The sequence below is a fragment of the Paenibacillus sp. 1781tsa1 genome (assembly GCF_024159265.1).
In the GTDB taxonomy this organism is placed as follows: domain Bacteria; phylum Bacillota; class Bacilli; order Paenibacillales; family Paenibacillaceae; genus Paenibacillus.
In genome coordinates this window covers 586316-603810 of sequence record NZ_JAMYWY010000001.1, presented here as the reverse complement: position 1 = coordinate 603810, position 17495 = coordinate 586316, and the positions used below count along the sequence as shown (strand labels likewise).

The window sequence follows — 17495 nt, the reverse complement described above, 5'->3', positions numbered from 1 at the left end:
ACATGAAGGCACTGCTTGTAGATGATGAAAAACATGTCCGCGATGCCATAAAGTTGCTTGGTCATTGGGAAGACTTTGGTATTGATACATTACTTGAAGCAGCAGACGGGGACGAAGCGATCGCCTCCATCACGACACATCAGCCTCAAATCATTCTTAGTGACATGCGTATGCCGGGCAAGGACGGTATGGCATTGCTTGAATGGATATCGGCTAATACCCCACACAGCAAAGTGCTGGTTATCAGCGGATATGATGATTTTGAACTTGTGAGGCATGCCATCAGGCATGGTGGCATGGACTACCTCCTGAAACCTGTGGAAGCAGATGAGCTGAATGCATCTCTATTAAAGGCAGTTACAGCTTGGGTGGAGGAGGACGCCATTCGAATACAATCTACCCGACAATCCATTGTCGTTAATCGAATGCGCCCCCACTACCAGGATCGTCTGCTCACCGAACTTGCCGTCGGAAGAGGCAGCAGCCCATCACAGATGCAGCGATTGCAGGATGAGTTGAATCTCCCCTCTGTTATTCCTGTCTGTAGTGTCGCTGTCACCAGCCTGTCCCATCTGGATGCAGGTTGTCTGGCAAAATATCGCAGTCAACCCGACCTGCTTGTGTTCTCGGTTCTCAATATCTGTGCCGAAATGTTATCCACACCAGACGAAGGCGTAATGTTTCGTCAGTTGGACCAGCCGGACGAGATTGTTCTGCTGCATTGGGGCCCATCCAGCTCATTGGAACATATTCTGGACAAGGTTAATCATGGATTGGAGCAGACGATACAGCGCCGGCTTCATTTCGGCATATCCACCTGTGAGTCCTACCCAGGCGGAATCTCAGCAGCCTATCTGGAAGCAAGTTCTAGGCTGTGGAGACGTAATGCTGTGCAAATCAAACAGCGAATCCATGCTTCCGTGGAGTCATCAAATGGGAATAAAATCAGGCGTTTAACCGCCCATGAAGAACCCCTGCGTATGGCAGCCATGAGCTGCCGAGCTTCCAGTGTATCCGCTGCGGTCGCCGAGTGGCTTGACCCGATTACTGATCTTGAGGTTGTCAGTGCCGAGCAGATCCAGCAATGGATCGATGAGCTGGAATGGATGCTGAGCCGCTGGCTTGATGATACGGCAGGTTCGTCATTCATAGAGGAGGAAGTGACGGAGGAACAGTCTATTCCCTTTGCCGAGTTACCTTTTGACGCTGAAGGACTATTATCCTTCCCCCTGCTTCGTTCATTGTTGGAACAACGACTGCTTGCCGCAGGAAAGGCGCTCACCGCTCATCACCACGCCAATCCTGATCCCATGAGTGAGATAGCACGTTATATGGACGCCCATTATCAGGAGGACCTGTCCTTGCAGCAGATTGCCGCGCGTTTCTACCTGAGCCGGGAGTATATTTCCCGAAAATTCAAACAGCAATTCGGCCTGAACTGGTCGGAATATCTCGGCAAACTGCGAATCAATAATGCGAAGCTGCTACTACAAAATCCTTCTCTACGAGTCGCCAAAATCTCGGAGATGGTTGGATTCCAGGATGAAAAGTATTTCAGCAAAGTGTTCAAAAAAATGGAGGGCCTCTCGCCAGCCGAATATCGTAAAACATTATTGGAGGCTGGTACGTAACGAGTACCTGATCCGAATTAAAAAGAGTACTCCCGGGCATGGCCAATCGGAAGTACTCTTTTTTATTTTACTTTTACAAGGTATAGCTCATATCATGACGACTTGTTGGCTCTTTCTTTTCTAAGATAGGATACGCTCCGAAAGATTGCGGCTGCAGCTACACCAAAGTAGAGATAATAAACTTTATTTCCCGTTGTATGAGCTGCCTCACCGATCTCGCAAAATCACCTCAGGTACAAGTCGAATGTAGATTAGCTCCCCTGCAAGCTCCACCATCGTCTGTGTAACAATAACAGCCGCAGCTATGGTTGCCCATTCTGGAGGGAGTGCCAGCGCAAGTGGCAGAACAACCAGCGAATTCCGTGTGGCTGAACTGAATATCAATGCCCGCCCGGCGCCTGGATTCAATCCAAACCAAGCAGCAATGAGCCGAGATATCCAAGGCATGATGATTAGAAAAGCAACATAGATCGGGATCACGTTCACGATGATCGCCATATCATTGTAGACTTTGTTAATCTGGGAAGCGACAACCACGATCAGCGCCAGTGCCATCATCGGAACCGGCAGCCATGCCGTTGCATTCATGACCCGCTCACCACTCGCTTTACCTTTTGAGAGAACTTGTGTAACGACAGCGAGCACCAGTGGAATAACGATCAGAAACAGAAACGCCTCCATGAACGGCCTTATCTGCATGACCTGTGCCACCTCAGCACCCATCAAAAGCCATAAGTAAAACGGCAACAGGATCATTTGTATAACAAATAAAAGGGGTGTTGCGGCCAGCATCAGTTTCTCATTGCCCCTGCCGAGTTGTGTGAACACAATGACGTAATCAATACAGGGCGTTAACAGTACCAGATAGACTCCAATCAGAACGCCTGGTGATTGTGGAAAGACCAGTGTAAGCAACCATACGACTACAGGTACAACGATAAAATTAGCCACCAGTAACGCGCCCATAAATCGAAGATTCGACCAAGACTCTTTTAACTGTAAAAAGGGAATCTGTACAAACATGCTATATAACAGAACGGCAAGTACCGGGGACACGGTGTAGTGTAAACCATTGCCCCATGCTGGATTACTCAGCCCTATAACTGCTCCTAAGAACAGTGCAACGACATAGAACCAGGTTTGCTGTTTCTCCATCGTTTCTCTTGTGAGCATTCTCTTCCTCCTCTTCTAATGGGACATCGTGGGCATGGACATATTTCTGCTTCGTAAAGCGTACATTGGGACAGAGTACCGTTCCAACATAGCGGCAGAGCACAAGGATCTGAAAGATCAACTTGTGAATTTTTTGCGGCTGTTATTAGAATGTGCAAGAACTGGGTATATTCATTGTAGACTGACCCGTGGTTCATTCATTCGTTAAACCAAGGAGGAAACACAATGTCACGTAACAATCCGTACAAGTGGTTAAACGCCATTGGTTTTATCGCTGTAATTATCGTGAACTACCTTTCCAACGCTCTGCCGATCGGGGGCAGAACCAACAAGGAAGTATCGGATATGTACCCTGTGCTACTCACACCTTCTGGCTATGCCTTTTCTATATGGGGTTTGATCTACTTGCTGCTTGCAGGTTTTGTGATCTATCAGTTCGTGCCTGCTTCGTGGAAAAGGGACTCCATCACCCGTCTCGGATACTGGTTCCTGGCAAGCTGTGCCTTTAACGTCGCCTGGATTTTCGCTTTTCAAAACTTGCAGACCGGTCTCGCTTTACTGATTATTGTACTGCTTCTGTTGTCTCTGATCGTGCTGTATGTAAAAACACGTACCATTACTGTTCCAACCACTGCTGAGATCTGGCTTGTGAAGCTGCCATTCAGCATCTATCTGGGATGGGTTAGCGTGGCAACTATTATCAATGCAGCTGTTCTGTTATATAAAATCGGTTGGGATGGTTTTGGTCTCAGCGAACCGACCTGGACCATCATTATGTTGATTGTGGGTATGGTGCTGGCTGTGCTCGTTAGCTTCCGTTATCGGGACAGTGTATATCCACTGGTCTTCACATGGGCGTACATCGCCATCGCACTTAAACAAAAAGATGTCACTTCCATATATTATACGGCAATCATCATTGCGATCGTACTGGCAATCTACGCAATATGGCTGTTCTTCGCCCGTAATCAGGATCGCGATTGAGCGACCTCCATCCTAACGCAAAAACATAAAGCAAAAAGCCGATTCTGGTCATTCGACCTAGAATCGGCTTTTTATGTATACCGCAGTGAATGAAGATTGTCCTATTTCAGGGCAATAACTTCAATCTCCACCAGTGCGTCTTTTGGCAAACGAGCAACTTCTACTGCACTGCGTGCAGGATATGGCTGTTCAAAGAACGTGCTGTACACTTCATTCACAGGAACAAAGTCATTCATGTCCTTCAGGAACACCGTCGTTTTCACGATTTTATCCATACTTGTGCCTGCTGCTTCAAGGATAGCCTTCACATTGCTCAAGGAAAGACGTGTCTGCTCCTGTACATCTGCACCGAATTCTCCCGTTTGGGGATTCAGACCAAGCTGTCCGGACGTGTAGATGAAATCGCCTGCATCAACGGCTTGACTGTATGGACCAATGGCGCCTGGCGCCTGATCGGTAGAGATTGGTTTTTTCATGGACGAGTTCTCCTTCATGTTCGTTATCCTGCTGCCGCAAGGAGTCAGGGTTCGAACTCATTTTTGTTGCCTATTATACCACGATCTACCTCAAGCGAGAAACGCTCCTCACCAGCCCTATAAAGTGAACAGCTTGTTCAAAGGTTTCTTAGCCCCCGTCCACGCCAAGGACATGAATGACTTCATTCGAATACACATGGTTTCCCTTGGCTTGCACCAGTGCAATATTCGTCATGGCCTGTGCAATGGTTGCTGCGTGGACTGCCCGATACTTGTCCGCTCTGCCTTTCATCCAGCGATCCAGCAACTTCATGGCATGGGCAGCCATCTGTTCACCGAACCGCTTCTCGTTTCGATCTCCCAGAATTAAGGAAGGACGGAAGATATGCAAAGATTGAAAACCGATATCGGACAGTGCATCCTCCATCTCCCCTTTGGTCCGACTGTAAAAGACCCGAGAACCTGCACTCGCTCCCATGGAGGAGATCACCATCATCTGTGGTACGCCATGCTGCTTCGCAAGCGTAGCCGCACGAACAGGGTAATGATAATCCACCTGGCGGAAATTTTCCTGACTGCCTGCTTTTTTGATCGTTGTACCCAAACAGCAGTACAGGTCATTGATCCCGTCGAATAATTCGCCTTGGTTCTCGAGCTGCTCCCAGTCCACGATATGCTGTTCCAATTTGGGATGCTGCAGCTCAAGTGCACGTCTAACCAGTATGCGAACCAGACTATATGCCGGGTGTGCCAGCAGATGACGAACCAATAATTCGCCTACAAGTCCTGTGGCTCCAATCACCATGGCTTTCCGTTCGAGACGATTCAAATACATCCCTCCACTTCGCCATCTTTTTTGAATTCATACCAGTGAAAATAGTTCATTTCTATTTTAACAGTACACGACGTCCAAGGGTAAATGTAAGGATCAGCATCACGACACCAACCCCCACCTGAAATCCATAGGCTGAGATCCAGGCCAGCGCATCGGACCAGGTTTCCATCTTTTCATACAACCAGCCACCCAACAACGGCCCAAGAAACGAAGTTACTCCGGTCAGAGCCGAATACACCGCGACAAACATCGGTCTTTCACTTTTGGGTGTGTCTCCAATCGTAAAGTTAAATGCCAGCTGGTTAAAACCACCTACACCGATCCCAAGGAAGATATGAGATAGAAATAGTGCGATCAATACGGGCATGAACGACATTAAACCCCACGACAAACAGGAGAGTGCAATGACTGGCAATGTCCAAAATAGGAGGGTTTTGTTGCTGAATCTGGCATTCAGATTGCCCCAGACATAGAAACCGGCCATCATAACCAGCGTCTGGACTACCGTGATCAGGGATACAGTCTGATAATTAATGTTCAATAGATCCAACATAACATAGGAATAGAGCGGAACAATCAAGGTCTGGATCAATAACCAGACAGCCAGGAACAGCGTTGCTTTAAGAAAAGAACGATCCTGGAACGGCTTGATGAACATGCGCCAGAAAACCTTTTCGGTAGAACGTTCGAAGGGAACATCCGGATAAAAGAAATAAATGACTGTATTGGCAATGGCACAGATCCACACCGGAATAAACAGGATTAGAAAGCCCATTTCCCCAGGGTATCGGTCCAAAACAATACCGCCCGCGAATAAGCATACGCTTCCAAGAGCATTCAGAATCGTATTTCGAATTCCAAAATAACGCCCTCTCACCTTGGCAGGTACGATGTCCCCAATCAGTGAAGTCCAGATCATACCGCCGATGGTATTGGATATAAAAGCAACCGTATACACGCCAATATATACGCTTACCCACCACTCTTTGGGAAATATAAACGGGATCAGTCCCGTCGCACTCCATAAGATACGATGTGTGCCCACAAATAACAGCAGCATGCGTTTGCGACTGCGAATACGCTGCATCCAGTAAGCTGCTCCGATCTGGGCAATGTTTACAAAGGTCGTAATGGCGAGCACAAAGCCGATATGTCTCGACCCGGCCCCAAGGTACAGCAGAAACCCGGTTAAAAACGGGCCTCCCAGCAAGGTCTGTAAAATAATTGCCGGTACACCCTCCCATGTTGCAATCGATAAATTTGTGCGTTGTGTTGAACCCTTGCGCCGTGGTTTGCTTGCTAACGGGGGAGGGTTAACGTTGACCGTCTTCTGTATGGGGATACACTCCTTAGACCGGGTCTCAAAAGCCGGTCGATGCTAGTTGTCATCCCAAATTCTACTCACGGCGCGGAGGTTGTCAACTCATTTTTTCACGGTTCAATGGAAGATAGAGATGGAAGGTGCTTCCCTTGCCTTCAACGCTCTCAAGTTCAATCGATCCTCCCAGTAATCTCGCCAAATCCCGACTGATCGAGAGGCCAAGTCCGGTACCGCCAAATTTTCGACTAATCGACCCGTCAGCCTGCTGAAATGCTTCAAATATGGAATGATGCTTGTCCTCAGAAATACCAATGCCGGTGTCCTGTACGGAGAAAACAAGCCATCGATTCTGAATACCTGCATTCTTCATCTGCTTGGTGCTTACGATCAGCGTGACCTTCCCCCGGTGAGTGAACTTGATGGCATTCGACATCAGATTCCGCAAAATCTGTTGAACCCGCTGGGGATCAGACCAGAGTGTGTCGGGCAGTCCCGGTTTCTTATCCATCTGCAACTGAATACCCTTTTTCTCGGCAACCAGTTGGAAGTGGCTCATGGCATCTTCGGTAAGTTGTGCCACACTGATATCCTCCAGTACTATATCCAGCCGCCCCGCTTCCACTTTGGACAGATCCAAAATATCGTTAATGAGTGTGAGCAGTTCCTGTCCGGAGTGATCAATCATGGTGGCAAAACGTACAATATCCTCGGGGTCCATCGTGTCCGCGTTCTCGCTGATCATCTGGGCAAAGTTAATAACACTGTTCAATGGTGTACGCAGCTCATGTGACATATTGGCGAGAAATTCGGATTTGTACTGTGAGGCGATCATCAATTGTTTCGCTCGATCCTCCAGTACAATCTGGGCTTTCTGTAGCTCTTCCTTTTGCACAGATAATAGCCGGTTCGTACTTTGGATAAGCAAAATCCGGTTCTGTTCATTCTGAAAATCACGTAATATAAACGCAAACATAAGGCTTAACAAGATACCTGCTGGAAGCGTGTAAGGCATAATATGAGAGAAAAAATATGTAGCCGGGATGACGCCAAAGATAGCGATGCCCACACTATTAACCACATTGACGATAATTACAACAAGGACGCCTTTTGTGATCAGTCTGAAGTCGCTGCGTCTCATCCATATATTTAAACCCGCACATATTACACCGAGTAAAGTCATATTAATTACCGCTGCCACCGTAGCATCCGTGATACCAAACGTTAACCTGGATAAACCTATCCCTACACCCACAATAATTACACTATAGGGTTGTCTGTACGTTAGAACGGCAACAATTAAAGGAACATAACGAAGGTCAAAGACCACTTCATCCGTGAGTTGAAATCCAAAAACCGTACTGATCCAGCCCGCAAAGATAAGGACAAGTACTGAACCGATCTGTTTCATTCGGGAAGAGGCACGTATGACGATATATTTATAGAACACACTGGCGAGATAGGCAATCGTTATAAGCATCCCCATATTCAATACGAACATTTTCAAAAATTGCATTTGCTCACTCCTGTTGTCCCGACTTTACTGGCCTTGTTACCATCGTCCGTATGTGTTTCTATCATATCATGTCCATTGAAATTACTGCATTCCTTCTTCGTCAAAAAAGTACACAAAAATACACAAATCAGGATTCAATTTGTGTGCGGAACGTAGTAAAATATATTGTTGTTCAAATTTGAACTACTATATAGATTGAACTAAAGAAATAGATATTTGCTAGGGGCATGTTCGTCGGAACATGAATGAAAGGAGAACGCTGTTGTGCAATTGTTAAAAAGTAAATCCTATTGGCTGTCATTAAGTTTGATGTTGTCATTGGCTGTCATGGGGCTATTCTATGATATTCTTAATAGTCCGGAACGCGGGTTTGTAGTACTTAATTCCTCGCTTGACCAGATCATTCCCTATGTACCCGCCATGTCCATTCCATATTTGGGCTGGTACCCCTTTGTATTCGGTGTGCTCGCCTACCTGTGTGCCAAGGATCGACTGACGTATTATCGCGTCTTGTTATCCATGAATATCTGTGTCTGGATCTGTTATCTCATCTACTTCAACTTTCAGACCATGGTACCGCGCCCGGAACTGACGGGTACAGGCCTGGGCGTATCTGTTCTCGGATGGCTCTACAGCCAGGACCGCCCGTTTAATTGTTTTCCAAGTATTCATTCTCTGCACTCTTATCTGGTTATGCGTGCCGTTCTCTCGGTTCCAAGCATTCGCAAACCCATTAAGCTGTTGGTGGCTGCAGGAGCAGCGACCATTATCATATCCACGCTTATGATCAAACAACATGTGATCTATGACGCCGTTGGTGCCATCATACTCGGCGAATGTGTTCTCACCATCATAACCGGCCTCGCTCTGCACCGGAGACGCAGAAAAGAATCGAAGTGGACAGAGGGGATCAACTGATCCCTCACTTCGATGGTTTCTGAAGATGCTGTTGTCGTCTCCATTCATCAATAAACAAACCTGCAAAATAGGGGTCCCATTGGGTCCCTTTTCCTTCTTCCAAAATCGTTAGCGCTTTCTCATGACTCATCCCATTCCGATAGGGTCGATCAGACGTCATCGCATCAAAGGCATCCGCCACCGCAATGATGCGGCCAAAAAGGGGAATATCATCACCAGCCATCCCATCCGGGTATCCTTTGCCATCATATCTCTCATGGTGAGATCGTACACCTGGCAGAAAGTCCGCCATGGCATCAATAGGCTCTATCTGTAACAAAATACTCTCTCCCTGCACGGGATGTGTGCGAATAATCGCGAATTCCTCATCGCTTAATTTTCCATCCTTCAGCAGTACCTCATCAGGTATGCCGATTTTCCCGATATCATGAAGAAGGGCTGATTTGTACAACAAATCCGCCTGTTCCTCATTCATTCCGCTCAGCTTGCCAATCATCAGCGAATACTCTGCCACCCGCATGGAATGCCCTGCCGTGTACTTATCTCGGGCATCTAAAGCAGCCGCCAGTGTAGAAAAATAACTTTGCAACAGCTGCCGATTGCGTTCCTGTCTCATCTCCAGCCGATTAATCATCATATTAAAGCCGGAGATCAGTGCCGAAAACTCATCCGCATACAGATCCGGAGCTCGTCTGCCAAGATCTCCCTCCTGAATTCGGTTCATCTCATGCGTCAGTTCAGCAACTGGATCACGAACATCACGAATCAAGAGCCAGCTTCCCACCAGCGCAAACCCCGCGCCCAGAACCACGATGAGAATTCCCCACAGAATGTACTCTTTCGCAAATTCACTGTCCATATACTGAAGCCGGATAGATGTAGCCAGGAAAAATAGAAATAGAGGAAATAATCCGATCAGTGCCGTACTTAGCTGAAATTTACGTTGAATCGATACCAGAATACGTCCTCCCAGTGAAGGCTCCATCCCATACTGAGTTTTGCCTCGATGACGAATCTCAAGTAACAGAGGTCTAATCGCCCGTACCGTTAGGTAATACTCAATCAGCGCATGCATGACGGCAATCAGAAAGGCGCATGCGGCGGCCACGATAATATACAAGTAAGGGAATTCTAGCCCCCCTGTGGATATCATCCATATGGTTAATCCCGCTGCCGGAAGTGAAAAACCAAGCATGTGCGGACCCATGATCCGATATATGGTCTGTCCAGGGAAACGATGAATTCTCTCATACATGTGATTCAATTCGTCTCTCTCGTGATGCTCGGAAGCGAAAAATTGTCTTATGGGCCCAAGCTGCACCCACAGCGTAATTAATTCTGCAACCAACATGAACAAGAGTGAAATCAGTACAATAACGATGAGTCGAACAAATTGAATATTGGGTATTTGCAGCGTAGACACCATAACCACTGTACCGACAACAAAAACAGCTGCCAGTGAACCGATCAGATAATTGCGTATCAGGCGAAAGATAAATGAACGGTATGCTTCCAACTGAACCCCTCACTCTCTATGTGCAACCCGTTCTCCCTTGAGACACGGGGAAATTATGGGTATTGCCTTCTATTTGTTTATCGGCTGCTCCGACTAAAAAAATTAATAAAATCCAATGGATGGGTGCCGAGACTTCAACTGTCGAATCGTTTCAAAAAATTTGACCCTGTCCCGATCTTCTGGTAGTAATCTGTGAAGCACGAAAAGGCTGCTCCATAACGGAGCAGCCTTTGGTGATATATCCTATTTTTATCCTTTAATCTTGGCAGCCAGAATCATCGTACCCCGCGGCTCATCTCCCATTGCATCCGGTTCAAGCGTGATCGCAACCGTATCATAGTCGTTGGCCGAATCCAATGTGTAGTATACCGCTCCCGTCCCATCACGACTAAGGAACGTACCGGCATTCTGAGGGGTATCTCCTTTGATCAACCACACCTGAAAAGCCTCGTTGCCTTCCAGGTTCGGCAGGTTCTCAGCTTGCACAACCAAGTGAGTGCCTTTGCTGTCAATTACGATGGTTGCGAGACCCTGAGCTACAATATCCTGCGTTGCAGGATTCAGCTTCACTGCCTCGCCAGTCTGCATGCCCTGTGCAGGTTCCAAAGCTGATGCCAGCTGCTCTTGCAGCTGCGCATTCTGCGCCTGTGCCTGCACCAGTTGCTCTTGCGTAGCCGACGAGCTCGCTGCTTGCTGCGTCAGCGAGTCGATCTGGCTCTGCAGCTGCGCCGCGTACACGCCAAGCACCAGCGCCGCTGCCGCAAGGCCGGCGCTGGCCACGCGCCAGGCGCGGCTGCTGCGCGCACGCGCGCGCCCTTGAGGCTGCCATGGCTGTGCCTGGGCAGCCTCTTCTCCCCGGGCCGCAGGCACCGCCGTTACCGGCGGCAGGCCTGGCCCGGGCTGCGCCGCACGTTCGTGCTGCGGCGCAAGTTCCTCCTGAAGCACCACGGGTGCTTCAGGCTCAGCAGGAGCAGCCGCTGGCTTCGCCTCGGCGCTCTCCTGCACATGTCCAAGCACGTTGCCCAGCACACGTGCTCGCATGCCTGGCGGCGGTGCTACAGGTTCCGCCGCAAGTGGCAGGAAGCCGGTCACTTCCTGCAATTCCTTCACCTCCTGGCGACAAGGTTCGCAAGTTGCCATATGCGCTTCAAACGCCGCCACTTCCTCTGCTTCCAGTCCGCCCAGCACATACATCGGTGCCAGATCAGACCACTCCTCATGTCGTTCTATCATGGATGTATGCCCTCCCTTCCCGCGTCCGGATGCAATTCAGCATCGGCCAGCAACTTTTGGAGCTGTCGCATGGCAAGCCTGACACGGCTCTTTACTGTACCCAGCGGAATCCCGAATCGGCTGGATACTTCCTGCTGGGTTAATCCCGCATAATAAATCGATTCTATAACTTGCTGCTGATCCCCATTCAGTTGGGACAACGCCTCTTTAATACGGGTGCCTTCCAATTTACGCTGCACTTCTTCTTCCGTATTCGTATGCTCATCGGCATAGGCCGCCAGCGTCTCGTGTTCAACTGAAGTAGCCGCTGCCCCTTTCGATTTCCGCCTCAGCATGTCCACTGCTATGTTGCGCGTAATCGCAAACATCCATGTGGTCAGCTTCCCCTGTGAGGCATCGTATCGTTCAGCATTATTCCAGACCCGCATAAAAAGTTCCTGAACGGTCTCTTCTGCCGTCATGGGATCACCAACGATCCGATAAGCAAAAGAATACACCGCTCGCTCATATCGGTCATATAAAAGCTCCAGTGCGGAGGAATCTCGTTCCGCAATCTGCCGCATTAACCTGCTGTCCTCCATCGATTCAGTCATGCGAGGGCCCCTTTCTGTTTCTTCCCTCTTATTATAACCTACGCACAATCTTTTGAAGAGGATTACCTCAATTGAGAAATAGTTTGAAAATGTTCTGTATATTTTCAGACGAACATTTCAGCTTCTGACTTGAAAGACCACCCGAAAAGCATGTTTTTCTGTTCGCCCTTTCCTTTTTATTGCAATAAATTACAACCTGTGGTATAGTATAAGAGTTGTATAAAACAACCTCATATGATTTCTGTCTTCTTTAAACCCCGGAATATTTTCTTCATGCTGCGACCGCAGCGAATTAAGCACAATCAACCTATGAAGATTGAAGAACCTGCATCACAATAACCCGGTAGTACAGAGTTTCACAAGATGTTCCCATTCACACTGGCGCGGTCATCGGAGCCGCAAGGACAAAAGAGAGGTAGGGCTTTTGTTGTTTTGGATATCACTTATTCTTGAGAAGATTGAAAACATACACAAAGCACCCGGAATTGGGTTCCGGGTGTTTATCCATGTCTACATATTCAGTTCAGCACCACGTACAGACTGCCCTACACCAACCTTCAGTGAGTGAAGTCTCTCCTTCCGCTTATCAGACTAACCAGATATATTCGGCTCTGCTTTTAAAACTTTTCCATTCTCCCACTGACTGCACTCCTGGATACTTAATTCCTTACTTCCTTACTTCCTTACTTCCTTACTTCCTTACTTCCTTACTTCCTTACTTCTCCAATTCTGCAAATAACCCCAGATTCTAAAGCAAATGTTTACGCTCACCAGACGCTAACGAATCCTGTACACCTTATATTGAGGATTTCTGTGCTATGTAAAATCTAACGAATCTCAGCCAACTTAATCCATGTCACTTCATGAATATAGGCTCCAAACATGCCCGGATTGAGGAAATAAGACGCCTACGATTCGTTAAACTTGTGAAATGGCAGAATTTTATGAAATAGAGCCTATGGAGTTCGTTAAAGCAAGTAATCCCAACGCTCCTTCACTTAATTCTAATAAAAAAAGGACACCGCAGGATGAAATCCTACGCTGTCCCTTTCTAAATCATAGGTACGTTATGCCCCAACATGGAACTTAAACTCGGAGTTTATTTAGAACACCTATGGTAACGCCCCACGATCAGCAAATTCTCCTTGCATTCACAAATACTTAGATGAACATCGTTTTGGAGATAATGACCAACAGGATGAAAAGAACAAGAATCGTGCCCATGGAACCCCAGCTTCCGCCGCCATGCCCATAGGATACTCCACAACCCTGTTGATAACCGTGCATCATTGGAGCCTGATTGGCATGGTGTCCGTATCCATAGCCATATCCCATTGGCATTGTTCCACAACCATATCCATACCCATGCATTTCATGACCTGTGTATTGGTATCCTTGCATATGCTCATAACCTCCCATATGTCCGTATACGTGTCCCTGTCCGTTCGGTGAATTCGGTTTTACTTCGCTCATTGTTCATTCCTCCTTAACATTTGCCTACACCCCTAAGCTATGTATTCAGCCTACCTCTGGACCGGGCTATCGCCCTCATTTTGACAAAATGGGCGTTTAGCCATTAGGTACCTTCCTCATTTTTGAAGCATACTCCGTCATTCCATTACTTGAATTCCACCCATTCTTCCGTTCAACCACACGCTATCTTATCTTCCTGACTCTTCATCACGCTTGTCCCCTAGAAAAAAACCCCACCGGTTGCCCGGCAGGGCTCGTCATTATTATACCCAGAATGATTTTGTGATGATTACGAGAAGGATGAACAGAACCAGGATTGCTCCAGTCGATGTCCAGCCGCCGTATCCAACGCCTTCAACTACGTTGCCCATGTAGAACCCTCCTTTACTAATATATTAGGGTCCAAACGGTTTATTAGATCAGGAATGCTTTAGAGATGATGACCAACAAGATAAAGAGAACCAAAATCGCGCCAGTCGATGTCCATGCGCCGCCGTATCCACCTACTACTCCACTCATGTAAACCCCTCCTTTGATTTGAGGTACAGTTCACTATATGCATCGATCACACATGGGACCGGGCTCAGGTCGAAAATGGGCTGTTTTTTTCCACAGACTATTCTCTAATTGAACATACATACAGAGTTAATTCTTAAGTCTGACGGTGTTATGTTCAAATACGTTTAAGTCATATATGAAACACACGGTTACATCAACCAAGTGTATGTACTCTCGTTCAAGATCGATATCAACACGGTATATTATTAGATTTCAACTTGTTAAATACAGCTAAATTACCTTTTTAGTAAGTATGAATACTGAAGTATTTATTTATGTTATTATTTTACTAATAAAGTAGAAAGGAGTTTATTCCCACCATCTAGACTTGAGTATGCCAAACGAAATGATGACCTTAGAAAAAATCCCAGCCGATGGGAAGCACATTAGGAGAAATTAGACATAATGAAGAAACTTATTACGATCTTGGCACTAGCCGCATTGCTTAGCGCTTGTGGTAATTCAGAAACAAATACAACAGCTAGCAGCCAAACTCCAGAAGCAACCCAGACAACTGAAACTGTCTCAACAGAAGCAAAAGCTACGAAATACACTACATATAGTGGAGAAGGATTTTCTTTTGCTTATCCTGAATCCTGGCAAAGCGTAGATACAAGTCAAATGAATGTTCCATCCATTAAAGCTGCTTTTTCAGACCAATCTTCATCAGCCACATTTGCAGATAATATGAATCTGACGATTGAGGCCAGCTCAACCGGTTCAATCCATCCTGAAGAATACGCTAATAATGTGGTTGATTATTACACACAAAACGGTTCAAGTATCGGCATTACCGATTATAAAAAAAACAGCTACACAAACAAGCCTTATAAAGAATATAGTGCAGGTGTATTGGAAGGTACGTATAAGCACTCCTCAGGTACAGATGTTGTCCTTGTCCAATATCTGATTCCAACCAATACAGAACTGTATAGCATGACATTAACCTATGCCAAAGATACATATAATCAGGACGAGATCAAAGATATCTTGGATTCCCTAAGCATCACTGCTCCTCTGGAGCAAACAACACCAACTGCAACGACTGGAGATTCATCTGCCACAGCATCAGCTGCTGATTTCTTTAGTGAGTTAACTCCGTACATTACGGAAGATACAGCCTTTATGGAGCAGGCTTCATATGATTTCTTTGACAAGCATAGCGATGCATTCCCTGCCAGCACGGCAGAACTCCGTAAAAAGGCGAAGAATCTCGTTGACGCCAATGTAACGACCCGGCACCTGAATAAAAATGTGGCCAACTATTACACTACTTTCGTGCAAGTCAACGGTGAAGTTATTTCAGTTGAAGAAGATAACTCTCTCGGAGCGACCTTCTCTATCGTTCATGTCATGGATGAAAACGGAAATGATATTATAGCGATGTACCCTGCATCGACAGGTGATTTACTTGATGGTGACTATGCCACTGTTATCGGTGCTCCAATTACCAACTTCTCTTTTGAAAATGTTGGCGGTGGTTACACCAACGCCACATTGATTGGCGCTTCATTGGTAGTTGCCGATTAAACTGTTCAATGAGTATACAAAAAGGCCAGCTTAATGAATGTTAAGCTGGCCTTTTTGTCTTTATTTTATAGACACATCTCGATCTTATGAACCAAAATAGACATCCAGCTTTCCCGTAGGCTGAGTTGTTGCCATCCATACTGCGGCCAGATTATCAGGTGCCTGGGTGTAAGCCGTGATATAGTCACCAATGAGGACCGTCGGGGTTGGCGAGTTTCCGTTTGGATTAAATGAAGTTGTGGTGAGTCTTCGATTCGTAAACGTTGCTCCCCCGTCAAACGACTCCGCCACATAAACATCCAGCAGAAAACCATCGAGCTGGTTGGTGTAATAGATGACCCTTATTACTCCTGTGAATGGAGATACGGTAATGGAAGGAAAGAAATTCTGCGATCCCACAGGTGCCCCAGTAATACTCATCGGCTCACTCCAGAGCAATCCATCCGGTGAGCTACACATAAATACATCGGTATACCCGTTTCGGGCATCGTTCCATACCGCATAAACTCTACCACTGTAAATACTATTGGATATATCTGCAGCCAGATTCAGGTTGGTTTGAACGCGAAATGCATAATTGGGTACAGGCAAAATCTGTGGTGATGGCACAACGGAGGCAATAAGTGTGGACTGATTACTTATAGGCGGCTGGAATGTAACGCCCCCGTCATAGGATATCCGCAGTAAAGCATACGCGCTGCCCGGACCGGTGAGGATGTAGCCGGCATAGACTTCCCCGGTGAATCCAACCCCGATGGTCGCCCGATCATGAAAGCCCCTTGGATTGGAGATTCGGCTTGGAATCTGCCAGGTAGAAGCCACATCCACAGATCGTTGTAAAAAGATTGAAGAGGCCTCCGTTGCCAGCGGTGTATAACCCACATAAACATTCCCTCGGTACGGGCTGCCTGGTGTACGATCACAGGCAACAAGCGGTTCGTCATTGTGAACAATCAGTCCGTAACCTCTGTTAACAAACACAGGCGGAGTCCAATTCACCCCATCATCAAACGACGTATAGCTGACAATGGTTCCATCGTCATCCCCATTAAATACATGCACCGTCACAATGAATGTGCTTGGAAAGGTATAATCTATCGTAGGGGCTTCCGCACCATCGTATCCGGCAGGTTGCTGCAGGGTCGTGGTCGACCAGGTCTGTCCACCGTCAATGGAGCGGTAAAATCCGATTCTTGTTGGTCCGGTACTTGTATCGACAGCAACAACACACATTATATTGGGCAGTAATTCGTTCACCGCAATCGACGGTTCAAACTGGTTACCTCCCAGAGCCCCTGTAATATTTACAACCGGCATCCGCATTCACCTCCGTCTATTAAAATTATGGAATATTGGTAAATCGGTCGATCCATACCATCTCGGATTGCAACACACGCTGTGTAACATTGCCTACAGAGTCCAAACTATAAGCCTGGATCAACGTGCTGGTCGCACTAAAAAAATCGCTTTGCACCTCAAAATAATCCGCTGTGTTCAGTGTATATAACAAAGTTTTGGACACTTGGGGACCTAACTGGAACAGATCATGACCGATTGGAATACGTGCCGTCTGGGAAGTATCCCAACGAAAGACCTGAAGCTCGATATTGGATGAAATATTGAGAGAATCATTCAAACAGGTCACAATTAATTGAGTGGCACGATCCGCCCCTGTTGGTGAGTTATAGAGAAGACCTGTACTATAGGGCATTGCCTCCCTCCTTTCCTCTATGGTACCGCC

17 protein-coding genes are annotated in these 17495 nt (G+C 46.9%); 4 read left to right on the top strand and 13 right to left on the bottom strand.

Annotated features, from left to right (window positions below):
• Positions 1–2 precede the first annotated feature (2 nt).
• Positions 3–1631, top strand: a complete 1629-nt coding sequence (locus NKT06_RS02840) for a response regulator (RefSeq protein ID WP_253429638.1) — start codon at positions 3–5, stop codon at positions 1629–1631.
• A gap of 207 nt (positions 1632–1838) precedes the next feature.
• Here NKT06_RS02840 and NKT06_RS02835 read toward each other — a convergent pair whose 3' ends face one another.
• Complete coding sequence (locus NKT06_RS02835) at positions 1839–2804, bottom strand: arsenic resistance protein (RefSeq protein WP_253429635.1); 966 nt, start codon at positions 2802–2804, stop codon at positions 1839–1841.
• Between the two features lie 225 nt (positions 2805–3029).
• On the opposite strand from NKT06_RS02835, the gene NKT06_RS02830 reads away from it, so the two are divergent.
• A complete protein-coding gene (locus NKT06_RS02830) occupies positions 3030–3788 on the top strand; it encodes a tryptophan-rich sensory protein (protein WP_253429632.1) in 759 nt (252 codons plus the stop codon).
• A gap of 101 nt (positions 3789–3889) precedes the next feature.
• On the opposite strand, the gene NKT06_RS02825 is transcribed toward NKT06_RS02830, so the two are convergent.
• The 4 genes from NKT06_RS02825 to NKT06_RS02810 all read right to left on the bottom strand — a co-directional run bounded on the left by NKT06_RS02825 (position 3890) and on the right by NKT06_RS02810 (position 7933).
• Entirely contained in the window at positions 3890–4264 is a 375-nt protein-coding gene (locus tag NKT06_RS02825) for a RidA family protein (RefSeq protein ID WP_017690870.1), read from the bottom strand.
• A gap of 148 nt (positions 4265–4412) precedes the next feature.
• A complete protein-coding gene (locus tag NKT06_RS02820; protein ID WP_253429628.1) occupies positions 4413–5099 on the bottom strand; it encodes an oxidoreductase in 687 nt (228 codons plus the stop codon).
• A 52-nt stretch (positions 5100–5151) separates the two neighbouring features.
• On the bottom strand, positions 5152–6309 hold the full coding sequence (locus NKT06_RS02815; RefSeq protein ID WP_197997917.1) for an MFS transporter: 1158 nt from the start codon (positions 6307–6309) through the stop codon (positions 5152–5154).
• A gap of 208 nt (positions 6310–6517) precedes the next feature.
• The gene (locus tag NKT06_RS02810) at positions 6518–7933 is read right to left on the bottom strand and encodes a sensor histidine kinase (protein WP_253429625.1); all 1416 of its coding nucleotides are present in this window, start codon (positions 7931–7933) and stop codon (positions 6518–6520) included.
• Between the two features lie 264 nt (positions 7934–8197).
• Here NKT06_RS02810 and NKT06_RS02805 point away from each other — a divergent pair, with 264 nt between their 5' ends.
• Entirely contained in the window at positions 8198–8851 is a 654-nt protein-coding gene (locus tag NKT06_RS02805; RefSeq protein ID WP_253429622.1) for a phosphatase PAP2 family protein, read from the top strand.
• A gap of 4 nt (positions 8852–8855) precedes the next feature.
• Here the strand turns inward: NKT06_RS02805 and NKT06_RS02800 are convergent, their stop codons facing one another.
• The 6 genes from NKT06_RS02800 to NKT06_RS02775 form a co-directional block, all read right to left on the bottom strand.
• A complete protein-coding gene (locus NKT06_RS02800; RefSeq protein WP_253429619.1) occupies positions 8856–10367 on the bottom strand; it encodes an HD domain-containing phosphohydrolase in 1512 nt (503 codons plus the stop codon).
• 249 nt (positions 10368–10616) lie between these two features.
• Positions 10617–11600, bottom strand: a complete 984-nt coding sequence (locus NKT06_RS02795; RefSeq protein WP_253429616.1) for an anti-sigma factor — start codon at positions 11598–11600, stop codon at positions 10617–10619.
• The gene (locus NKT06_RS02790) at positions 11597–12193 is read right to left on the bottom strand and encodes an RNA polymerase sigma factor (RefSeq protein WP_091018589.1); all 597 of its coding nucleotides are present in this window, start codon (positions 12191–12193) and stop codon (positions 11597–11599) included. The genes NKT06_RS02795 and NKT06_RS02790 overlap by 4 nt, the downstream gene beginning before the upstream one ends.
• A 1161-nt stretch (positions 12194–13354) precedes the next feature.
• Positions 13355–13666: a hypothetical protein gene (locus NKT06_RS02785; protein ID WP_017690878.1), complete on the bottom strand. Its 312-nt coding sequence runs from the start codon at positions 13664–13666 to the stop codon at positions 13355–13357.
• 263 nt (positions 13667–13929) lie between these two features.
• Entirely contained in the window at positions 13930–14037 is a 108-nt protein-coding gene (locus tag NKT06_RS02780) for a YjcZ family sporulation protein (RefSeq protein ID WP_253429613.1), read from the bottom strand.
• A gap of 43 nt (positions 14038–14080) precedes the next feature.
• On the bottom strand, positions 14081–14185 hold the full coding sequence (locus tag NKT06_RS02775; RefSeq protein WP_017690880.1) for a hypothetical protein: 105 nt from the start codon (positions 14183–14185) through the stop codon (positions 14081–14083).
• Between the two features lie 444 nt (positions 14186–14629).
• Here NKT06_RS02775 and NKT06_RS02770 point away from each other — a divergent pair, with 444 nt between their 5' ends.
• On the top strand, positions 14630–15754 hold the full coding sequence (locus tag NKT06_RS02770; RefSeq protein ID WP_253429609.1) for a PsbP-related protein: 1125 nt from the start codon (positions 14630–14632) through the stop codon (positions 15752–15754).
• A gap of 84 nt (positions 15755–15838) precedes the next feature.
• On the opposite strand, the gene NKT06_RS02765 is transcribed toward NKT06_RS02770, so the two are convergent.
• Both NKT06_RS02765 and NKT06_RS02760 read right to left on the bottom strand, forming a co-directional pair.
• Positions 15839–17071 (bottom strand): sialidase family protein, encoded by a 1233-nt coding sequence (locus tag NKT06_RS02765; protein WP_253429606.1) that lies wholly within the window; start codon positions 17069–17071, stop codon positions 15839–15841.
• Positions 17072–17096: 25 nt separating this feature from the next.
• Positions 17097–17465 (bottom strand): hypothetical protein, encoded by a 369-nt coding sequence (locus NKT06_RS02760; RefSeq protein ID WP_253429603.1) that lies wholly within the window; start codon positions 17463–17465, stop codon positions 17097–17099.
• Between the last annotated feature and the right edge of the window lie 30 nt (positions 17466–17495).